Consider the following 18,948-nt stretch of genomic DNA (forward strand, 5'->3'; position numbering starts at 1 on the left):
GGATTTAGTCTTCCAGTTTCGGTGGCGGAGAATCGTCCGGAATTTTTACATGAACCTGGATGATACGTCGACTATCGGCCATCGCAACTTTAAATAGGTAACCTTCGATTTCAATGGTTTCCCCGCGCGCAGGCAGGTGGCCGAAGGCCTGCATCACCAGACCGCCGATGGTATCGACCTCGTCGTCGCTGAAATGAGTGCCGAAGGCTTCGTTGAAGTCTTCGATCGGCGCCAGCGCCCGTACGGTGTACATATGGCGGCTGAGCTGACGGATATCCAGATCTTCTTCGTCGTCGTATTCGTCTTCGATTTCGCCGACGATCAGTTCCAGAATGTCTTCGATAGTGACCAGGCCGGACACGCCGCCGAATTCGTCAATGACAATCGCCATGTGATAACGCTGGGAGCGGAACTCTTTCAGCATCCGGTCGACCCGCTTGCTTTCCGGCACCACCACCGCGGTGCGCAGCACCTTGTCGATGCTGAACGGCTCGGAGTCTGCGCGCATGAACGGCAGCAGGTCCTTGGCCATCAGGATGCCTTCGATGTGATCTTTGTCTTCGCTGATCACCGGGAAGCGCGAGTGGGCGGATTCGATAATCACGTCCAGGCACTCTTCCAGCGTCTGGTTGCGCTTGAGCGTCACCATCTGGGAGCGCGGGATCATGATGTCGCGCACGCGCTGCTCGGCGATATCCATCACGCCTTCCAGCATGTCGCGGGTATCGGGATCGATCAGGTCGTTTTGCTCTGAATCACGGATCAGCTCTACCAGATCGCCACGGTTTTTGGGTTCGCCGTGGAACAGCTGGTTAAGGATAAGAGTAAAGAACCCCTTCTTGGGACTGGGGCTGTCATTGCTTTGTGAATGGTCGTCGCTCATGGCGTTTTAGTTAATGTCACTCATGTCAGAGTTAAGGGGCGTCAGCGACAGCCCCGCGAGGGGCTGTGAGGTAAACGGCCGACGTCAGACGGGGTCTTTTTCCGCCAGGTACGGATCAGGGTAGCCCAGTCCGTGCATGATTTCGGTTTCCAAAGACTCCATTTCTTCGGCTTCATCGTCTTCGATGTGGTCATACCCTAACAGATGAAGACTGCCATGGACAACCATATGCGCCCAGTGCGCCTCCAACGTCTTGCCCTGTTCGGCGGCTTCCTGTTCAACCACCTGGCGGCAGATGATCAGATCGCCGAGCAGCGGCAGCTCGATGCCCGGCGGGGCTTCGAACGGGAAGGACAATACGTTGGTCGGTTTGTCCTTGCCGCGGTAGGTCAGATTCAGTTCGTTGCTTTCCGCTTCGTCCACCAGGCGCACGGTCACTTCGGCCTCTGCCTGGAACTGCGGCAGCACGCCTTCCAGCCAGCGCTGGAAGGCGGCCTCATCCGGCAGGCCGTTGCCGTCTTCACAGGCGATCTGCAAGTCCAAAATCACCCGGCTCATGGCGTCTCCTGCTCGGAGGCGGCGTTCGCCTCGCGTTTACGTTGTTCGGCAATGGCGTCTTTGCGCTTTTGTTCGGCGGCTTCCCAGGCTTCATAGGCGATAACCACGCGGGCGACTACCGGGTGGCGCACCACGTCTTCGCTGTGGAAGAAGTTGAAGCTCAGCTCTTCCACGTCCGACAGCACTTCCACCGCGTGGCGCAGGCCGGATTTCTGGTTGCGCGGCAGGTCGATCTGGGTGACGTCGCCGGTGATCACCGCCTTCGAGTTGAAGCCGATGCGCGTCAGGAACATCTTCATCTGTTCGATGGTGGTGTTCTGGCTTTCATCCAGAATGATAAAGGCGTCGTTCAGCGTGCGGCCGCGCATGTAGGCCAGCGGCGCAACTTCGATCACGTTGCGCTCGATCAGCTTCTCCACGCGCTCGAAGCCCAGCATTTCGAACAGGGCGTCGTACAGCGGGCGCAGATAAGGGTCGACCTTCTGGCTCAGATCGCCCGGCAGGAAGCCGAGCTTCTCGCCGGCCTCCACCGCGGGGCGGGTCAGCAGAATGCGGCGGATTTCCTGGCGCTCCAGCGCGTCCACCGCGGCGGCGACCGCCAGATAGGTCTTGCCGGTGCCGGCCGGGCCGATGCCGAAGGTAATGTCGTGGTCGAGAATATTGGCGATGTACTGCGCCTGGTTCGGCGTGCGCGGCTTCACCATGCCGCGCTTGGTCTTGATGGTCACCGCCTTGCCGTAGTCCGGCACGCTTTCGGCGACCTGTTCCAGCACCCGGCTTTCTTTGATCGCCAGGTGAATTTGCTCCGGATCGATATCCGGGATCGCGCCGCGGATCGGCGCGGTATCCACGTAAAGATGGCGCAGGATATCGGCGGCGGCCACCACGCACGGGTTCTTGCCGACCAGCTTGAAACGGTTGTCGCGGCGGTTGATTTCGATGCCCAACCGGCGCTCGAGCTGTTTGATGTTGTCATCAAACGGGCCGCACAGGCTGAGCAAACGCTTGTTGTCTGCGGGCTCTAACAAAATTTCTTGTGTTGCGACGTTCAAACTAATCCTCTAGGTCACATCGGGCCTGGTTGATGTCACGTTAATCCCCGTCGTCTTTCAAGCCGCAGGTAACAACGCTGCAAACCGAAATTTACGGGGGATGCCTGTCGTTGGTCAGGGCGAACCTGAGTGCTCTTTCTTGAATTATTCATGGTGCGCCGCACTGGCGCAAGTTTACCCATGATCTATCTGTGCGCCGACGGCGTAATTCAAGGGTGGGAAGGAAAAAACGCGGCCAGCCGGGGCCGCGTCATCGCAGGGAAAGCCGGGCGGGGATCAGTTCTTCTTCACGAACTCGGATTTCAGCTTCATCGGGCCGAAACCGTCGATTTTGCAGTCGATGTTGTGATCGCCTTCCACCAGGCGGATGTTCTTCACCTTGGTGCCGATCTTCAGCATCGAAGAGCTGCCCTTGACCTTCAGATCCTTGACCACGGTCACCGCGTCGCCGTCCGCCAGCAGGTTGCCGTTGGCGTCTTTGACGATCAGCGCGTCCGCGTCTTCCGCCGGCGCGCTGTCGCTCCACTCGTGGGCGCATTCAGGGCAGACAAACATCGCGTTGTCCTGATAGGTGTATTCGGAATTGCACTTCGGGCAGTGTGGCAGTTGCATGTTATGTCGCCTCTTAAATAGAAAAAAGAACATCAACGGGCGCAAGCGCCCGCCGGAGAAATAATGTATTTGTGCTGGATGCCATCCCAAATAATTGGCGTTGCATCACAACAAAACCAACGGTTTGTTGTGATGCAGCTTCAAGTATGAAGGGAGGGCTGATAAATGCCGACGCCCAGCGCGTTCTCTTTGCGGGTACGGGCGATCACCGACTGCGGGGATTCATGTACGCGCAGATCCATCTGCTGCTCGGTGCGCACCACTGCGCCGCGCAGCGAGTTGGTCAGCACCTCGGTAATTTCCACATCGACGAATTGGCCGATCATGTCCGGCGTGCCTTCGAAGTTCACCATACGGTTGCATTCGGTGCGCCCGGCCAGCTCCATCAGGCTCTTGCGCGAAGTGCCTTCCACCAGAATGCGCTGCACGGTGCCCAGCATGCGGCGGCTGAACTGCAGCACCTGCTGATTGATGCGATCCTGCAGGATATACAGCCGCTGTTTTTTCTCTTCTTCGCTGACGTCGTCCACCATATCCGCCGCCGGGGTGCCCGGGCGCGACGAGTAGATGAAGCTGAAGCTGGCGTCGAAGTTGATCTCGGCGATCAGATTCATGGTCTGCTCGAAATCGGCCTGGGTCTCGCCCGGGAAGCCGATGATGAAGTCAGAGCTGAGTTGAATATTCGGCCGCGCCTTGCGCAGCTTGCGAATGATCGCCTTGTACTCCAGCGCGGTATGTGCGCGCTTCATCATGGTCAAAATGCGGTCCGAGCCGCTCTGCACCGGCAGATGCAGGAAGCTGACCAGCTCCGGCGTATCTTCATATACCGCGATGATGTCGTCGGTGAATTCGATCGGGTGGCTGGTGGTGAAGCGGATGCGATCGATGCCGTCGATGGCCGCCACCAGGCGCAGCAGTTCGGCGAACGAACAGATGCCGCCGTCGTAGGTGGCGCCGCGGTAGGCGTTGACGTTCTGGCCAAGCAGGTTCACTTCACGCACGCCCTGCGCCGCCAGCTGGGCGATTTCGAACAACACGTCGTCGCTCGGGCGGCTGACTTCCTCGCCGCGGGTGTAAGGCACCACGCAGAAGGTGCAGTACTTGTTGCAGCCTTCCATGATGGAAACGAAGGCGGTCGGGCCTTCGGCGCGCGGCTCGGGCAGGCGGTCGAATTTCTCGATTTCCGGGAAGCTGATGTCGACCACCGGGCTGCGGGTGCCCTGCACGTGGTTGATCATTTCCGGCAGGCGGTGCAGGGTCTGCGGGCCGAACACCACGTCGACGCAGGGCGCGCGGCTGCGGATCAGTTCGCCTTCCTGCGAAGCCACGCAGCCGCCCACGCCGATGATCAGCGCCGGGTTTTTCTCTTTCAGCAGTCTCCAGCGTCCCAGCATGGCGAAAACTTTTTCCTGCGCCTTTTCACGAATGGAGCAGGTGTTCAGCAGCAGCACGTCCGCGTCTTCGGCGTTTTCGGTCCACTCGAAGCCGTGCGTGCTGTTCAACAGGTCGGCCATTTTTGATGAATCGTATTCATTCATCTGGCAGCCCCAGGTTTTGATATGTAGTTTTTTCGTCATTGACTTGCCATTACTCAGTGCGGAGCGAAAGTTGCGTTACGCGACATGCAGGACGCGTATTGTAATCATTTGGCGCCGCGGTGACCAGCGCGGGGAAAACGGCATGCGACCTGAAGCCGAATCAAAAATCCGGTACACTGCTGGGAAACGCCATGCCGGGTGGGATGGCGATAATTCACAAAGAAAACATAGCCAATATGAAGACATCTCTAGAACGGTATGACGCAGTGGTGGTGGGCGGCGGCATGGTCGGCGCGGCGGCCGCGCTGGGGCTGGCGCAGGCGGGTTGGACGGTGGCGCTGCTGGAACATCAGGCGCCGCAGGCATTCGACGCGCAAAGCCCGCCGGATCTGCGCATCTCCGCCATCGGCTGCACCTCGGTGGGGCTGCTGAAGCAGTTGGGCGCCTGGCCGGCGGTGCAGGCGATGCGCATGGCGCCGTACCGCCGGTTGGAAACCTGGGAATGGGAATCGTCGCGCGTGGCGTTCGATGCGGCGTCCCTCGGCCTGCCGGAGCTGGGATTCATGGTCGAAAACCGCGTGCTGCAGCTGGCACTGTGGCAACGGCTGCAGCAGTGCCCCAACCTGACGCTCCGCTGCCCGGCCCGGCTGCAGTCGCTGCAGCGGGTTGACGAACATTGGCAGCTGACGCTCGACGGCGCAGAGACGCTTGAAGCGCGTCTGGTGGTCGGCGCCGACGGCGCGCAGTCGCAGGTGCGCAAGCTGGCCGCCATCGGCACCAACGGCTGGCAATACCGCCAGTCATGCATGCTGATAACCGTGGATACCGGCGCGCCGCAGCAGGACGTCACCTGGCAGCGTTTTTTCCCGTCGGGGCCGCGCGCCTTTCTGCCGCTGTACGATCAATGGGCTTCGCTGGTGTGGTACGACAGCCCGCAGCGCATCCGCCAACTGCAGGCGATGCCGCCGGCGCAGCTGGAGCGTGAAATCGCCGCGGCTTTCCCGGCGCGGCTGGGGCCGGTCAAGGTGCACGCCGCCGGTTCTTTCCCGCTGGCGCGCCGCCATGCGCAGCGCTACGTGTTGCCGGGGCTGGCGTTAGTGGGGGATGCGGCGCATACCATCAACCCGTTGGCCGGGCAGGGCGTCAACCTGGGCTATCGCGACGTGGACGCCTTGCTGAACGTGTTGAGCGAAGCGCGGGAGCAGGGCGAAGACGGCAGCAGCGAGTCCGTACTGCTGCGCTATCAGCGCCGCCGCCGCACCGACAATCTGCTGATGCAGAGCGGCATGGATCTGTTCTACACCGCGTTCAGCAATAATCTGGCGCCGTTGAGCGTGGCGCGCAACTTCGCGCTGATGGCGGCGCAGCGGGCCGGCAAGCTGAAGGAGCATGCGTTGAAATACGCGCTGGGCTTATAACGGAAACGGGTTCAGCCAGCTGGACCCGTTCGCCTCGCCGAATGACAGACAGCAAAAAGCCCGCCGAAGCGGGCTTTTCTAAATGTGGCTGGGGTGCCAGGATTCGAACCTGGGTATGCTGGTATCAGAAACCAGAGCCTTACCGCTTGGCGACACCCCAATAGTTGGTGGCTACGACGGGATTTGAACCTGTGACCCCATCATTATGAGTGATGTGCTCTAACCAGCTGAGCTACGTAGCCGATGTTACTATCTACTTATTTGATCTGCAAGCAGTTTGTTATGGCTGGGGTACCTGGATTCGAACCAGGGAATGCCGGTATCAAAAACCGGTGCCTTACCGCTTGGCGATACCCCACCTGCTGACAAATCTTATGCTGAACACCCCTTCCCGAAGGAATATGGCTGGGGTACCTGGATTCGAACCAGGGAATGCCGGTATCAAAAACCGGTGCCTTACCGCTTGGCGATACCCCATCAACATAGGCATCGACGATGAAGAGAAATGGTGCGGGAGGCGAGACTTGAACTCGCACACCTTGCGGCGCCAGAACCTAAATCTGGTGCGTCTACCAATTTCGCCACTCCCGCAAAAATATGGTGGCTACGACGGGATTCGAACCTGTGACCCCATCATTATGAGTGATGTGCTCTAACCAGCTGAGCTACGTAGCCATCTTTTTTTGCTTTGCCTTCATCGGCGTTGCGGGGCGCATTATGCGTATATGACCGATTTGCGTCAACAAGTTTTTTCCCGAAAAAGCGGGCAGAAGTGCCGTTTGTCTGGGTTGTGAACATTATGGCGATAAAAGCATCAATTCAGGCAATTGTCGGTAGAAAACATCAACAAAAAGGCGGGCCGAAAGGCCCGCCCGGGTGATAAACCGCAGCGCGATTATTGGTAGGCGGACTGGTGCACGCCAACTGCACGACCAGAAGGATCGTCCATCTTCTTGAACGATTCGTCCCACTCGATGGCCTTGGCCGAAGAACAGGCCACCGACGGGCCGCCAGGCACGCATTCGGCCGCGCTCGGCAGCGGGAACAGCTCTTCGAAAATTTCGCGGTACAGATAGCCTTCTTTCGAGGTCGGCGTGTTGTACGGGAAGCGGAAACGTGCGGTTTCGAGCTGTTGATCGCTGATCTGCTGCGCAGCGACCTCTTTCAGCGTGTCAATCCAGCTGTAACCCACGCCGTCGGAGAACTGCTCTTTCTGGCGCCAGGCCACGCTGGCCGGCAGATAGGACTCAAAACATTCGCGAAGGATATGCTTTTCCATTTTGCCATTGCCGCACATCTTGTCTTTCGGGTTGATGCGCATCGCCACGTCGAGGAATTTCTTGTCCAGGAACGGCACGCGGGCTTCCACCCCCCAGGCGGACATCGCCTTGTTGGCGCGGGCGCAGTCGAACATGTGCAGCGCCAGCAGTTTGCGCACCGTCTCGTCGTGGAATTCGCGCGCGTCCGGCGCCTTGTGGAAGTACAGGTAGCCGCCGAACACTTCGTCCGCCCCTTCGCCGGACAGCACCATCTTGATGCCCATCGCTTTGATCTTGCGCGACATCAGGTACATCGGCGTGGAGGCGCGGATGGTGGTGACGTCGTAGGTTTCGATGTGATAAATCACGTCGCGGATGGCGTCCAGGCCTTCCTGCACGGTGAAGTGGATCTCGTGGTGCACGGTGCCCAGATGGTTAGCCACTTCCTGCGCGGCGCGCAGATCCGGCGATCCTTCCAGACCGACGGCGAAGGAGTGCAGCTGCGGCCACCAGGCTTCGCTGCGTTCCTGATCTTCCACCCGGCGCGCGGCGTATTTCTTGGTGATCGCCGAGATCACCGAAGAATCCAGCCCGCCGGACAGCAACACGCCGTAAGGCACGTCGGACATCAGGTGGCTTTTCACCGAGTCTTCCAGCGCGGTGCGCAGGGCGTTGGCGTCGGTCAGGTTGTCTTTGACGTTGTCGTAGTCGAACCAGTCGCGCTGGTAATATTCGCGGATCTCGCCGTCCTGGCTCCACAGGTAGCTGCCGGCCGGGAATTCCTTGATGGTGCGGCACACCGGCACCAGCGCTTTCATTTCAGAGGCGACATACAGGTTGCCGTGTTCGTCGTGGCCCATGTACAGCGGGATGATGCCCAGGTGATCGCGGCCGATCAGGTAGGCGTCTTTCTCGGTATCGTACAGGGCGAAGGCGAACATGCCCTGCAGGTCGTCGAGGAAGTCCGGGCCTTTTTCCTGATACAGCGCCAGGATCACTTCACAGTCTGAACCGGTCTGGAACTCATAACGCTCGCTCAGCCGTTGGCGCAGCGCCTGGTGGTTATAGATTTCGCCGTTGACCGCCAGAACGTGGGTGTGCGCGGCGTTGTACAGCGGTTGGGCGCCATTGTTGACGTCGACGATCGACAGGCGCTCGTGCGCCAGAATGGCTTTATCGCTGGCGTAAACGCCGGACCAGTCCGGGCCGCGATGGCGCATCAGACGCGACAGCTCCAGCGCTTTTTTACGCAGTTCAACGGGATCGGACTTCAGATCGAGCACACCGAAAATAGAACACATACCACTCTCCTAACGACTTTTTTGACTGTGATGTTGTTTTTGCTGTTATGGGCAGCATTGCCGGTTTATCAATGACGAGCCGGCGTTGCCGCGCTGTGTTTATGAAAATGCGTCAAAAGCCGCGGGGGATGCAAGCGTTTTAACGTGGCGCTGAAAAATAGTTGTCAGGGGGGATGCGTTTTTTAGCGGATTTTCAGTTAATGGCGTTAAAAATTATCGATTGTTCAATTTTTTCCGTAATGGATGAGTCGCCGGCCAATTTTACCGGCAACTCATTGCCGACTATCAGACGGTCGGTTGCCACAGGGTGAAGGCGACGTCCGGCGTCCAGCCGGCGTTAGACGTATGCGCCTGCAGGCAGGCATACTTTTTGCCGTTATAGCTCACCCGGTCGCCGGCTTTATAGCCGTGGTTATTCTGCCACTCGGCCACGCCCGGATCGGGCGGCGTGCCGCCGTCGGCGGTTTTCACCGCCAGCGCGCCGCTCGGCAGCGAGGTATTGCCCTCGCCGTCGGTGGCGGTGACAAAATAGCTGTACTGGGTAGCCGGCGTCAGGCCGCTGTCCTGCAGCGACAGGCCGGCGGTTTGGCCAATGGCGGCGCCGTTGCGATAAACGCTGTAGTGGCTTATCGGTTTGGCGCCGGCGGCGGCGCGCCAGTTCAGCGTCAGCGAGCTCGAGGTGAGGGCGCTGGCGCTCAACGCCGTGGGCGCCTCAGGCTTTCCCGGCAGCGGCGGGGTGACTCCGCCCTGGATCAGTGCGGCGTAACGGGTTTTGAATTCCCAGCCGTAGGCCACGCCGGCCTTGCTTTTGCCGTTGTCCCAGTTCACCGACCAGGTCATCAATCCCTTGATCGACAGATTTTTGGCGTCGAGCCGCGCAAAGGCGTTGTAGACCGCCTGTTTGTCGACCACATAGCCGGTGGCTGCGGCGTCGTTGTTGCTCGGCAGGCCGATGACGAATTTCGCCGCCGGGATTTTGGTGTAGCCGCGGGTGCCGGTCACCAGACTTTCCGTCAGGTAGTACAGGAAGTCTTCCTTCATGGCGTCGTTGTTTTGGGTGATCCAGGCGTTGAGCTCATCCACCCAGATGCCGTCGCCGCCCTGGTTATAATATTGCGGCGCGATAAAGTCATAATATCCCTCAAGCGCGTTAATATAATCGAGATAGCTGCCGTTGGTGCGCAAATAAGGGAATTCCGGCGCCATGCTGACAATAAAGTTTTTGCCTTGTGCGGCGTAGTGCGCTTTTACCTTTTTCAACGCGGCCGGCAATACGGTTTTATTGTTTGCCGAGCCAATGGCCGCCTGTTCCAAATCGATATCCAGCCCGTCGAAGCCGTAAGTTTCCACCAGGCGGATAATTTCATTGGCCAGCGGCTCTTCGTCGCCGGTTTTCAGTTCGATATGCGCATCGGCGCCGCCCAGAGAAATCAGCACCGCGCGCCCCTGGCCGTTCAGCACCCCTACCTGGCGGCGGAATTCGGCGTCGGACAGGTTGTACGGCTTGAAGGTCGGGATGCCCTGGCCCTTCATAAAGGCGACCGCCACCACGTTGTACTCGGGCGGGATGTCGGTCAGGTTCATATTGGCGAACTGGCCTTGCTGATAACCGTCGCTGGCGCCGGCGGCCCAGTTATGCCAGAAACCCATCATGATTTTTTTGTTGGCCATGTCCGGCATGGCGGCTGCGTCGTCTGCGGCTTGCGCATTGATAATATTATGGGTGCTCATAGTGGCCTCGTTATTTTTGGGGTAAGAGTATTTCCACACGCCGCCGATACGGTTATTGGCGGGGCGTAAATACATAGTGCGGTTTTTTAACGAGGGGAGAATGAAACCTTTGGCGGCCAATAATAAATTAAATTCAAACGGAAGGGCGAATGGGCAGGGCGGCCGGCGCCGCCGCCGCCATTAAAAGATATTGATATCGGCGACCGAAGGGAAAATATAGCTCGGGCGGAACGGCATGGTTTCGACGTCGTTCAGCGTGGAGACGCCGGACAGCACCAGCACGGTTTCCAGACCGGCCTGGAAGCCCGCCAGGATATCGGTACGCAGGTTGTCGCCGACGATCACCGTTTCTTCCGAATGCGCCTGCATTTTGTTCAGCGCGGCGCGGATGATCCACGGGCTGGGCTTGCCGACGTAAAACGGCTTGCGGCCGGTGATCTTTTCGATCGGGGCGCACAGCGCGCCGCAGGCCGGCGTAAAGCCGTGGCCATGGCTGTCGGGATTGGTGGCGATAAAGCGCGCGCCGTTGTTCACGAAGTAGGCGGCCTTGTGCATCATGTCCCAGTTGTAGGAACGGGTTTCGCCGACGATCACGAAGTCCGGGTTGATGTCGGTGATGGTGAAACCGGCCTTGTACAGTTCGTGGATCAGCGCGCCTTCGCCCACCACATAGGCTTTCTTGCCTTCCTGACGGCGCAGGAAATCGGCGGTGGCCATCGCCGAGGTGTAAAACGCGCTTTCCGGCACCTCAAGGCCGGCGGCGGCGAAGCGGTTCGCCAGATCCTGCGCGGTCTGCGACGGATAGTTGGTCAGCACCACCAGCGGCATGCCCTGTTCCTGAATGCGCGCCAGGAACAGATCGGCGCCGGGAACCGGCGTGTTGTCATGCAGCAGCACGCCGTCGATATCACATATAACGTTCTTGATTGTCATTGTTGCTGTTTCTCATGATTGCGGCAGGCAAAAAGCGACGATAGCACACCTGCCAGAAGCGGCGGATCAGCTTTCCAGCAATCGCTGCAATAGCACGCCGTTGAGCATCGCCCGCTTGGCCAGGGCGAAAGCGCCGATCGCCGAGCGATGATTGAGTTCGGAGGTGACCACCGGCAGATTTTTGCGGAAGTCCTTCAGCACCTGGGTGTTGATGCAGCTTTGGATCGCCGGCAGCAGCACTTTTTCCGCCTCGGTGATTTCACCGGCGATCACCACCTTCTGCGGGTTGAACAGGTTGATGGCGATGGCCACCGCCTTGCCCAGGTAGCGGCCGACGTGTTCGATCACTTCGCCGGCCAGCAGGTCGCCGCGGTTGGCGGCCTTGCAGATGGCGGCGATGCTGCAGTCGTCCAGCGTCAGCTTGCTCGGGTAGCCCTGCGTCAGCAGCTGACGCACCCGGTGCTCGATCGCCGCATTGGCGGCCACGGTTTCCAGGCAGCCGAAGTTGCCGCAGTGGCAGCGCTCGCCCAGCGGATCGATCTGGATATGGCCAATCTCGCCGACGTTGCCGTTGTTGCCGAGGAAGATCTGGCCGTTGACGATGATGCCGGCGCCGGTGCCGCGGTGCAGGCGCACCAGAATAGAGTCTTCGCAATCGCGGGTGGCGCCAAAATAGTGTTCCGCCAGCGCCAGGCTGCGGATATCGTGGCCAACGAAGCTGGTGACGTTAAAGCGCTGCTGCAGGTTGTCCACCAGCGCCCAGTTGTTGACGCTGATGTGCGGCATGTAGCGCACCACGCCCAGCGCAGGATCCACCAGGCCGGGCAGGATCACCGCAATGGCGATCAGCTCGCGCAGCTTGCGCTGGTTGCTCTCGATAAACTGCGCGATGGCGGCGAACAGCGCGTTTTCCAGCGTTTCCTGGGTGCGCTCCGGCAGCGGGTAGTGTTCCTCGCCCAGCGATTTGCCGCTCATGTCGTACAGGGTAATGGTGGCGTCGTGGCGCCCGAGGCGTACGGCGACGGTATGGAAATGACGGGTTTCGGAAACGATGGAGATGGCGCGGCGGCCGCCGGTGGAGGCTTGCTGATCGACTTCCTTGATCAGCCCGCGCTCCAACAGCTGGCGAGTAATTTTAGTGACGCTGGCGGGCGCTAGCTGACTGAGTTCGGCAATCTGAATGCGCGAGATCGGACCCTGCTGGTCGATCAGGCGATAAACTGCCGCGCCGTTGAGTTGTTTGACTAAGTCAACATTCCCTATCTGTGCTTGTCCGCCGGTGCTCATCAATAATTTTACTCGCTGTTCATTGAATTAAACCTCGTTACCGTTAACGAGCGTTTTGGTGATGTTAAAATCACCGGTAAAGGCGGTCAGGTTAGCCACTTTGCCGGCTTCAATGGTGCCCAGCAGGCGGTCAACGCCGATCGCGCGCGCCGGATACAGCGTCGCCATGCGCAGCGCTTCGTCGAGCGCGATGCCGATGTGTTCCACGCTGTTCCGCACCGCTTCGATCATGGTCAGCGCAGAGCCGCTCAGGGTGCCGTTTTCATCCACGCACAGCCCGTCACGATAGTATATTGTTTTACCGGCGAAAATAAATTGGTCAATATCGGCTCCCGCCGGAGCGGTCGCGTCGGTGACCAGCACCAACTTATCACCTTTCAGGCGTTTGGCGTTACGGATACTCGCCCAGGCCACGTGATGGCCGTCGGCGATGATGCCGGTATAGACCTCCGGCGTGTCGAAGATCGCGCCCATCAGCCCCGGTTCGCGGCCGGTGATGTACGGCATGGCGTTGTACAGGTGGGTGGCGAAGCTGATGCCGGCGGCGAAGCCGGTGCGGGCCTGATCGTAGGTGGCGTTCGAGTGGCCGGCGGAGACGATGATGCCGGCCTCGGTCAGCTGCTTGATAAAGTGCGGCTCCACCATTTCCGGCGCCAGCGTCACTTTGGTTATCACGTCGGCGTTGGCGCACAGGTAGTCGATCATTTCCCGGGTCGGCTTGCGGATAAACGCCGGGTTGTGGGTGCCTTTTTTCACCGGGCTGAGGTATGGCCCTTCCAGGTGCAAACCGAGCGCCTGGTTACGGTGCTTTTTCAGATAAGCGCGCATCACTTCGATGCTGTGCTTCATAAATTCGTCGCTGCTGGTGATCAGCGTCGGCAGATAGCTGGTGCAGCCGGACTTTTCGTTGGCGCGCTGCATGATCTCCAGCGTGTCTTCCGAAATGGCCTCCAGCGAATCGTTGAACTGTACGCCGCCGCAGCCGTTCAGCTGCACGTCGATCAGTCCGGGGGCCAGGATAGCGCCACCCAGATCGCGCGTTTCGATGCCGGCGGGCAATTCGGCCACCGGGCAGACTCTTTCAATCAGCCCATCAGCGATAATCACTGCATGGTCATCAAGTACGTCGTGGCCGGTAAAAATCCGGCCTTGGGTTAAAGCGAACATCGTAGCCCCCTGCAAAGATTAAAGACTCTTAACGCTTTCCGCTTCTAACTCGCGGAAGTATTTAACGGTTTTGACTTTCAGTTCCATGGTGGCCGGTTCGTCGCATACCACCACCGCCTTGGCGTGCAGCTGCAGGCAGCTGATGGTCCACATGTGGTTGATATTGCCTTCCACTGCGGCTTCCAGCGCCTGGGCCTTGGCGTGGCCGGTCACCAGAATCATCACTTCTTCCGCATCCAGCAGCGTGCCCACGCCGACGGTCAACGCATATTTCGGCACCAGGCTGACGTCGCCGCCGAAGAAGCGCGAGTTGGCGATGCGGGTGTCCTCGGTCAGCGTTTTGATGCGGGTGCGCGAAGCCAGTGAAGACGCCGGCTCGTTGAACGCGATGTGGCCGTCGATGCCGACGCCGCCCATAAACAGGTTAATTTTACCGTAAGACTTGATCTTCTCTTCATACTGGCGGCATTCGGCGTCGACGTCGGCGGCGTTGCCGTTCAGCAGGTTGATATTTTCACGTGGGATATCAACGTGATCAAAGAAATTACGGTACATGAAGGTATGATAGCTTTCCGGGTGTTCCTGCGGCAGGCCAACGTATTCATCCATGTTGAAAGTCACAACATGCTTAAAGCTTACTTCACCTGCTTTGTGCATCGCAATCAGATGTTTGTACGCTTCCAGCGGCGTGCCGCCGGTTGGCAGGCCGAGGACAAACGGACGCTCTGCGGTTGGCTTGAATGCGTTGATGCGTTGAACGATATGGCGGGCGGCCCATTTGCCGACTTGTGCGCTATCTTTCAGTGGGATAAGTCTCATCTAACACCTCTTTGGGTAAGTAAACTAAAGCTATACTGTACGGGCCTGATGGAGAGTCCTAAGCGTAAACCAGCTTTATGATTCTCGCGTGAATCGTCCGTTCAGTTGATTTTTTGAATGATAAAATAAGTTTTGTGTGATGGCTAGCAATCTGGCAGTTTAAGACTACTTTTTGGTGATATAAATCACAAAAAAGGAGGTTTTAATTTGCGATACAAAATAATTTTTTTACACTCCGCATGAGTGATACGTGCCATGCGTTTTTTCTAAAAGGTAGTGAGAGCGTCAAATAAACTACTAATAGGGTCCGTCCGCGGACGACATAGGGGGAAAAGGTGAACATTCTTAGTTATTTGCAAAAAGTGGGGCGGGCCCTGATGGTGCCGGTCGCCACGCTGCCCGCCGCCGCCATCTTGATGGGGATCGGGTACTGGATCGACCCTGTCGGTTGGGGCGGCGACAACGCGCTCGCCGCTTTCTTCATTAAGTCCGGCTCCGCCATCATCGACAATATGTCGGTGCTGTTCGCCATCGGCGTGGCCTACGGCATGTCGAAAGACAAGGACGGCGCCGCCGCGCTGACCGGCTTCGTCGGTTTCCTGGTGTTGACCACCCTTTGTTCGCCGGCCGCCGTGTCGATGATTCAAAAAATCCCTCTCGATCAGGTCCCGGCCGCGTTCGGCAAAATCCAAAACCAGTTCGTCGGTATTCTGGTGGGCATCATCTCCGCCGAGATCTACAACCGCTTCAGCAGCGTTGAGCTGCCGAAGGCGCTGTCGTTCTTCAGCGGACGCCGCCTGGTGCCGATCCTGATCTCCTTCCTGATGATCCTGGTGGCCTTTATCCTGATGTACATCTGGCCGGTCATCTTCAACGGTCTGGTGAGCTTCGGCGAATACATTCAGAAAATGGGCTCCGTCGGCGCGGGCATTTACGCCTTCTTCAACCGTCTGCTGATCCCGGTCGGTCTGCACCATGCGCTGAACTCGGTGTTCTGGTTCGACGTGGCCGGCATTAACGATATCCCTAACTTCCTCGGCGGCCAGCAGTCTATCGAAGCCGGCAAGGCGGTGGTGGGCATCACCGGCCGTTATCAGGCGGGCTTCTTCCCGATCATGATGTTCGGCCTGCCGGGTGCGGCGCTGGCCATCTATCACTGCGCGCGTCCGGAAAACAAAGCCAAAGTGGCGGGCATCATGTTGGCCGCCGCCTTCGCCGCCTTCTTCACCGGCATCACCGAACCGCTGGAATTCTCTTTCATGTTCGTGGCGCCGGTGCTGTACGTGATCCACGCCGTGCTGACCGGGATTTCGGTCTTCATCGCCGCCAGCATGCACTGGATCGCCGGTTTCGGCTTCAGCGCCGGCCTGGTGGATATGGTGCTGTCGTCGCGCAACCCGCTGGCGACCCACTGGTACATGCTGATCCCGCAGGGCCTGGCGTTCTTCGTTATCTACTATCTGGTGTTCCGCTTTACCATCAACAAGTTCAACCTGATGACCCCGGGCCGTGAACTGGCGGTAGCCGGCGACGAAACCGACGGTTACGACGTCAACGTCGATACCCAGACCGGTAAAGACGAAAACGAAACCACCACCCTGGCGCGTCGCTACGTGGGCGCCATCGGCGGTTCCGACAACCTGACCGGCATCGACGCCTGCATCACCCGTCTGCGCCTGAACGTGAAAGACTCCGCGTTGGTGAATGACGCGCTGGCGAAACGCCTGGGCGCATCCGGCGTGATCCGCCTGAACAAACAGAGCGTACAGGTGATTGTCGGCACCCGCGCCGAACTGATCGCCAGCGCCATGCGCAACGTGGTCGCCGCCGGCCCGGTCGCGGCCGCCGCCGCTCCAGCCGCCGCCGCTCCAGCCGCTGCGCCGGCCGCAGAAGCCAGGCCGCAGGCGGTGCCTAATGCGCCTAAAGCGGCCTTCGAAACGCTGGTGGCGCCGGTGACCGGTGAAGTGGTGGCGCTCGATCAGGTGCCTGACGAAGCCTTCGCCAGCAAAGCGGTCGGCGACGGTCTGGCGATCCGCCCGACCGACAAGACCGTGGTGGCGCCGGCCGACGGCACCGTGGTGAAAATCTTCAACACCAACCACGCGTTCTGTCTGGAAACCGACAAGGGCGCCGAGATCGTGGTGCACATGGGCATCGATACCGTGGCGTTGAACGGCCAGGGCTTCAAACGTCTGGTGGAAGAGGGCGCGGAGGTGAAAGCCGGCCAGCCGATCCTGGAGTTGGATCTGGAGTACCTGAACGCCAACGCGCGTTCGATGATCAGCCCGGTGGTGGTCAGCAATTCCGACGACTATGCCGGCCTGGCGGCGCTGGCGAGCGGCTCCGTAGTCGCCGGCCAGACCACGCTGTTCGAGATCCAGAAGTAACGGGTTTTACCTGAGCAGTGCCCGGGGTGTTCACGCGTCATGACGGCGTTCACCCTTATTTTGGCGGGAAGAGAGCAATCTCTTCCCGCTTTTTTTATCTGTGCGCGCCCCATTAGGGGGCGTTGCGCGATGGCGGTGCAGCACGGCGCATTTTTCGTGAAACAAACGGTTGTTTCCGGGCGTGGCTTGTTGGATCATAGGCGGTTATGTGTAGCGCTTTGCATTGAGGAATAGTGAAATGAGTGAGGCTGAAGCCCGCCCAACCAATTTTATCCGTCAGATCGTCGATGAAGATCTGGCGTCAGGGAAACATACGTCGGTCCATACCCGTTTCCCGCCGGAGCCTAACGGCTACCTGCATATCGGCCACGCCAAATCCATTTGCCTGAACTTTGGCATCGCCAAAGACTATCAGGGTCAGTGCAACCTGCGTTTCGATGACACCAACCCGGTGAAAGAAGACATCGAGTTCGTGGATTCGATCAAGCACGACGTGGAGTGGCTGGGCTTCGAGTGGAGCGGCAACGTCCGTTACTCTTCCGATTATTTCGACCAGCTGCACCAGTATGCGGTGGAGCTGATCGCCAAGGGGCTGGCCTACGTCGACGAACTGTCGCCTGAGCAGATCCGCGAATACCGCGGCAGCCTGACCTCGCCGGGCAAAGACAGCCCGTACCGCGGCCGCAGCGTGGAAGAAAACCTGGCGCTGTTCGAGAAAATGCGCAACGGCGAATTCGCCGAGGGCACCGCCTGCCTGCGCGCCAAGATCGACATGGCTTCGCCGTTTATCGTGATGCGCGATCCGGTGCTGTACCGCATCAAGTTCGCCGAACACCACCAGACCGGCAACAAATGGTGCATCTACCCGATGTACGATTTCACCCACTGCATTTCCGATGCGCTGGAAGGGATCACCCATTCGCTGTGTACCCTGGAGTTCCAGGACAACCGCCGTCTGTATGACTGGGTGCTGGATAACATCACCATTCCTTGCCACCCGCGTCAGTACGAGTTCTCGCGCCTCAATCTTGAATACGCCATCATGTCGAAGCGCAAGCTGAACCTGCTGGTGACCGAGAAGATTGTCGAAGGCTGGGATGATCCGCGCATGCCGACCGTATCCGGCCTGCGTCGCCGCGGCTACACCGCCGCTTCGATCCGCGAGTTCTGCCAGCGTATCGGCGTGACCAAGCAGGACAACAACGTCGAAATGGTGGCGCTGGAATCCTGCATCCGCGACGATCTGAACGAGAACGCCCCGCGCGCCATGGCGGTGCTGGATCCGGTGAAAATCGTCATCGAGAACATGCGCGAAGGCGTGGAGCTGGTCACCATGCCAAACCACCCGAACAAGCCGGAGATGGGCAGCCGCGAAGTGCCGTTCAGCCGCGAGATTTATATCGACCGCGCCGACTTCCGCGAAGAAGCCAACAAGCAGTACAAGCGTCTGGTGCTGGGCAAGGAAGTGCGCCTGCGCAATGCCTACGTGATCAAGGCCGAGCGGGTCGAAAAGGACGCCGAAGGCGAAATCACCACCATCTTCTGCAGCTACGACGCCGAGACGCTGAGCAAGGATCCGGCCGACGGGCGCAAGGTGAAGGGCGTGATCCACTGGGTTTCCGCCGCGCACGCGCTGCCGGCCGAGATCCGCCTGTACGATCGCCTGTTCAGCGTGCCGAACCCGGCGGCGGCGGAAGACTTCCTCGCCACCATCAACCCGGAATCGCTGATTATCAAGCACGGCTTCGTCGAGCCGAGCCTGGCGACGGCGCAGCCGGAGAAAGCCTATCAGTTCGAGCGCGAAGGCTATTTCTGCGCCGACAGCCGTTACTCTTCGGCCGAGCATCTGGTGTTCAACCGCACCGTCGGCCTGCGCGACACCTGGGCTAAAATTGGGGCCTGAGCCTTAACGTCGTCCCGGTAATGCATGGAAGCGCAGCTTAGGCTGCGCTTTTTTTATTTCATCAGCCGGTATTGTTTTTCGCGCTTTATTTTCCTTTCTG

The 18,948-nt window shown here is 59.2% G+C and carries 14 protein-coding genes and 6 tRNA genes; 3 read left to right on the forward strand and 17 right to left on the reverse strand.

The genetic code is table 11. The features are described from left to right. Positions 1 to 4: 4 nt before the first annotated feature. The 5 genes from corC to miaB form a co-directional block, all read right to left on the reverse strand. Complete coding sequence (corC, locus tag D7I37_RS13645; RefSeq protein ID WP_061799297.1) at positions 5 to 883, reverse strand: CNNM family magnesium/cobalt transport protein CorC; 879 nt, start codon at positions 881 to 883, stop codon at positions 5 to 7. An 84-nt stretch (positions 884 to 967) separates the two neighbouring features. Beyond that, positions 968 to 1,441, reverse strand: a complete 474-nt coding sequence (gene ybeY, locus D7I37_RS13650) for an rRNA maturation RNase YbeY (RefSeq protein ID WP_061799298.1) — start codon at positions 1,439 to 1,441, stop codon at positions 968 to 970. Continuing rightward, complete coding sequence (locus tag D7I37_RS13655) at positions 1,438 to 2,493, reverse strand: PhoH family protein (protein ID WP_061799299.1); 1,056 nt, start codon at positions 2,491 to 2,493, stop codon at positions 1,438 to 1,440. The genes ybeY and D7I37_RS13655 overlap by 4 nt, the downstream gene beginning before the upstream one ends. Before the next feature lie 276 nt (positions 2,494 to 2,769). Next, complete coding sequence (locus tag D7I37_RS13660) at positions 2,770 to 3,105, reverse strand: zinc ribbon domain-containing protein YjdM (RefSeq protein ID WP_061799300.1); 336 nt, start codon at positions 3,103 to 3,105, stop codon at positions 2,770 to 2,772. Positions 3,106 to 3,245: 140 nt separating this feature from the next. Then, positions 3,246 to 4,682, reverse strand: coding sequence for a tRNA (N6-isopentenyl adenosine(37)-C2)-methylthiotransferase MiaB (gene miaB, locus D7I37_RS13665; RefSeq protein ID WP_061799302.1), 1,437 nt, complete (start codon positions 4,680 to 4,682; stop codon positions 3,246 to 3,248). Positions 4,683 to 4,879: 197 nt separating this feature from the next. Between miaB and ubiF the strand changes: the two genes are divergently transcribed. After that, on the forward strand, positions 4,880 to 6,061 hold the full coding sequence (ubiF, locus tag D7I37_RS13670) for a 3-demethoxyubiquinol 3-hydroxylase (protein ID WP_061799313.1): 1,182 nt from the start codon (positions 4,880 to 4,882) through the stop codon (positions 6,059 to 6,061). An 85-nt stretch (positions 6,062 to 6,146) separates the two neighbouring features. Here the strand turns inward: ubiF and D7I37_RS13675 are convergent. From D7I37_RS13675 to nagB, 12 genes are all read right to left on the reverse strand, one after another. Then, positions 6,147 to 6,221: transfer RNA gene (locus tag D7I37_RS13675), tRNA-Gln, on the reverse strand. A 5-nt stretch (positions 6,222 to 6,226) separates the two neighbouring features. Next, a tRNA-Met gene (locus tag D7I37_RS13680) sits at positions 6,227 to 6,303 on the reverse strand. Between the two features lie 41 nt (positions 6,304 to 6,344). After that, positions 6,345 to 6,419 (reverse strand) — tRNA-Gln (locus tag D7I37_RS13685). 44 nt (positions 6,420 to 6,463) lie between these two features. Next, positions 6,464 to 6,538: transfer RNA gene (locus tag D7I37_RS13690), tRNA-Gln, on the reverse strand. Positions 6,539 to 6,567: 29 nt separating this feature from the next. Continuing rightward, a tRNA-Leu gene (locus D7I37_RS13695) sits at positions 6,568 to 6,652 on the reverse strand. A gap of 7 nt (positions 6,653 to 6,659) precedes the next feature. Beyond that, a tRNA-Met gene (locus D7I37_RS13700) sits at positions 6,660 to 6,736 on the reverse strand. Between the two features lie 220 nt (positions 6,737 to 6,956). Next, positions 6,957 to 8,621 carry an asparagine synthase B gene (asnB, locus tag D7I37_RS13705; protein ID WP_061799303.1) on the reverse strand — a complete coding sequence of 555 codons (1,665 nt, stop codon included), beginning with the start codon at positions 8,619 to 8,621 and terminating at the stop codon, positions 6,957 to 6,959. Positions 8,622 to 8,906: 285 nt separating this feature from the next. Beyond that, a complete protein-coding gene (locus tag D7I37_RS13710) occupies positions 8,907 to 10,352 on the reverse strand; it encodes a carbohydrate-binding protein (RefSeq protein WP_129543879.1) in 1,446 nt (481 codons plus the stop codon). Between the two features lie 180 nt (positions 10,353 to 10,532). Next, entirely contained in the window at positions 10,533 to 11,285 is a 753-nt protein-coding gene (locus D7I37_RS13715; RefSeq protein ID WP_061799304.1) for an HAD-IIA family hydrolase, read from the reverse strand. A gap of 66 nt (positions 11,286 to 11,351) precedes the next feature. Next, the gene (locus tag D7I37_RS13720; protein WP_095096247.1) at positions 11,352 to 12,572 is read right to left on the reverse strand and encodes an N-acetylglucosamine repressor; all 1,221 of its coding nucleotides are present in this window, start codon (positions 12,570 to 12,572) and stop codon (positions 11,352 to 11,354) included. A gap of 27 nt (positions 12,573 to 12,599) precedes the next feature. After that, complete coding sequence (nagA, locus tag D7I37_RS13725; RefSeq protein ID WP_061799306.1) at positions 12,600 to 13,739, reverse strand: N-acetylglucosamine-6-phosphate deacetylase; 1,140 nt, start codon at positions 13,737 to 13,739, stop codon at positions 12,600 to 12,602. Between the two features lie 18 nt (positions 13,740 to 13,757). Next, entirely contained in the window at positions 13,758 to 14,558 is an 801-nt protein-coding gene (gene nagB / locus D7I37_RS13730) for a glucosamine-6-phosphate deaminase (RefSeq protein WP_129543880.1), read from the reverse strand. Positions 14,559 to 14,893: 335 nt separating this feature from the next. On the opposite strand from nagB, the gene nagE reads away from it, so the two are divergent. Continuing rightward, positions 14,894 to 16,945: an N-acetylglucosamine-specific PTS transporter subunit IIBC gene (gene nagE / locus D7I37_RS13735; protein WP_129543881.1), complete on the forward strand. Its 2,052-nt coding sequence runs from the start codon at positions 14,894 to 14,896 to the stop codon at positions 16,943 to 16,945. A 238-nt stretch (positions 16,946 to 17,183) separates the two neighbouring features. Beyond that, positions 17,184 to 18,848, forward strand: a complete 1,665-nt coding sequence (gene glnS / locus D7I37_RS13740; RefSeq protein WP_061799309.1) for a glutamine--tRNA ligase — start codon at positions 17,184 to 17,186, stop codon at positions 18,846 to 18,848. Positions 18,849 to 18,948 lie beyond the last annotated feature (100 nt).

This window comes from Serratia sp. 1D1416, assembly GCF_003641105.1.
GTDB classification, from domain to species: domain Bacteria; phylum Pseudomonadota; class Gammaproteobacteria; order Enterobacterales; family Enterobacteriaceae; genus Serratia; species Serratia ficaria.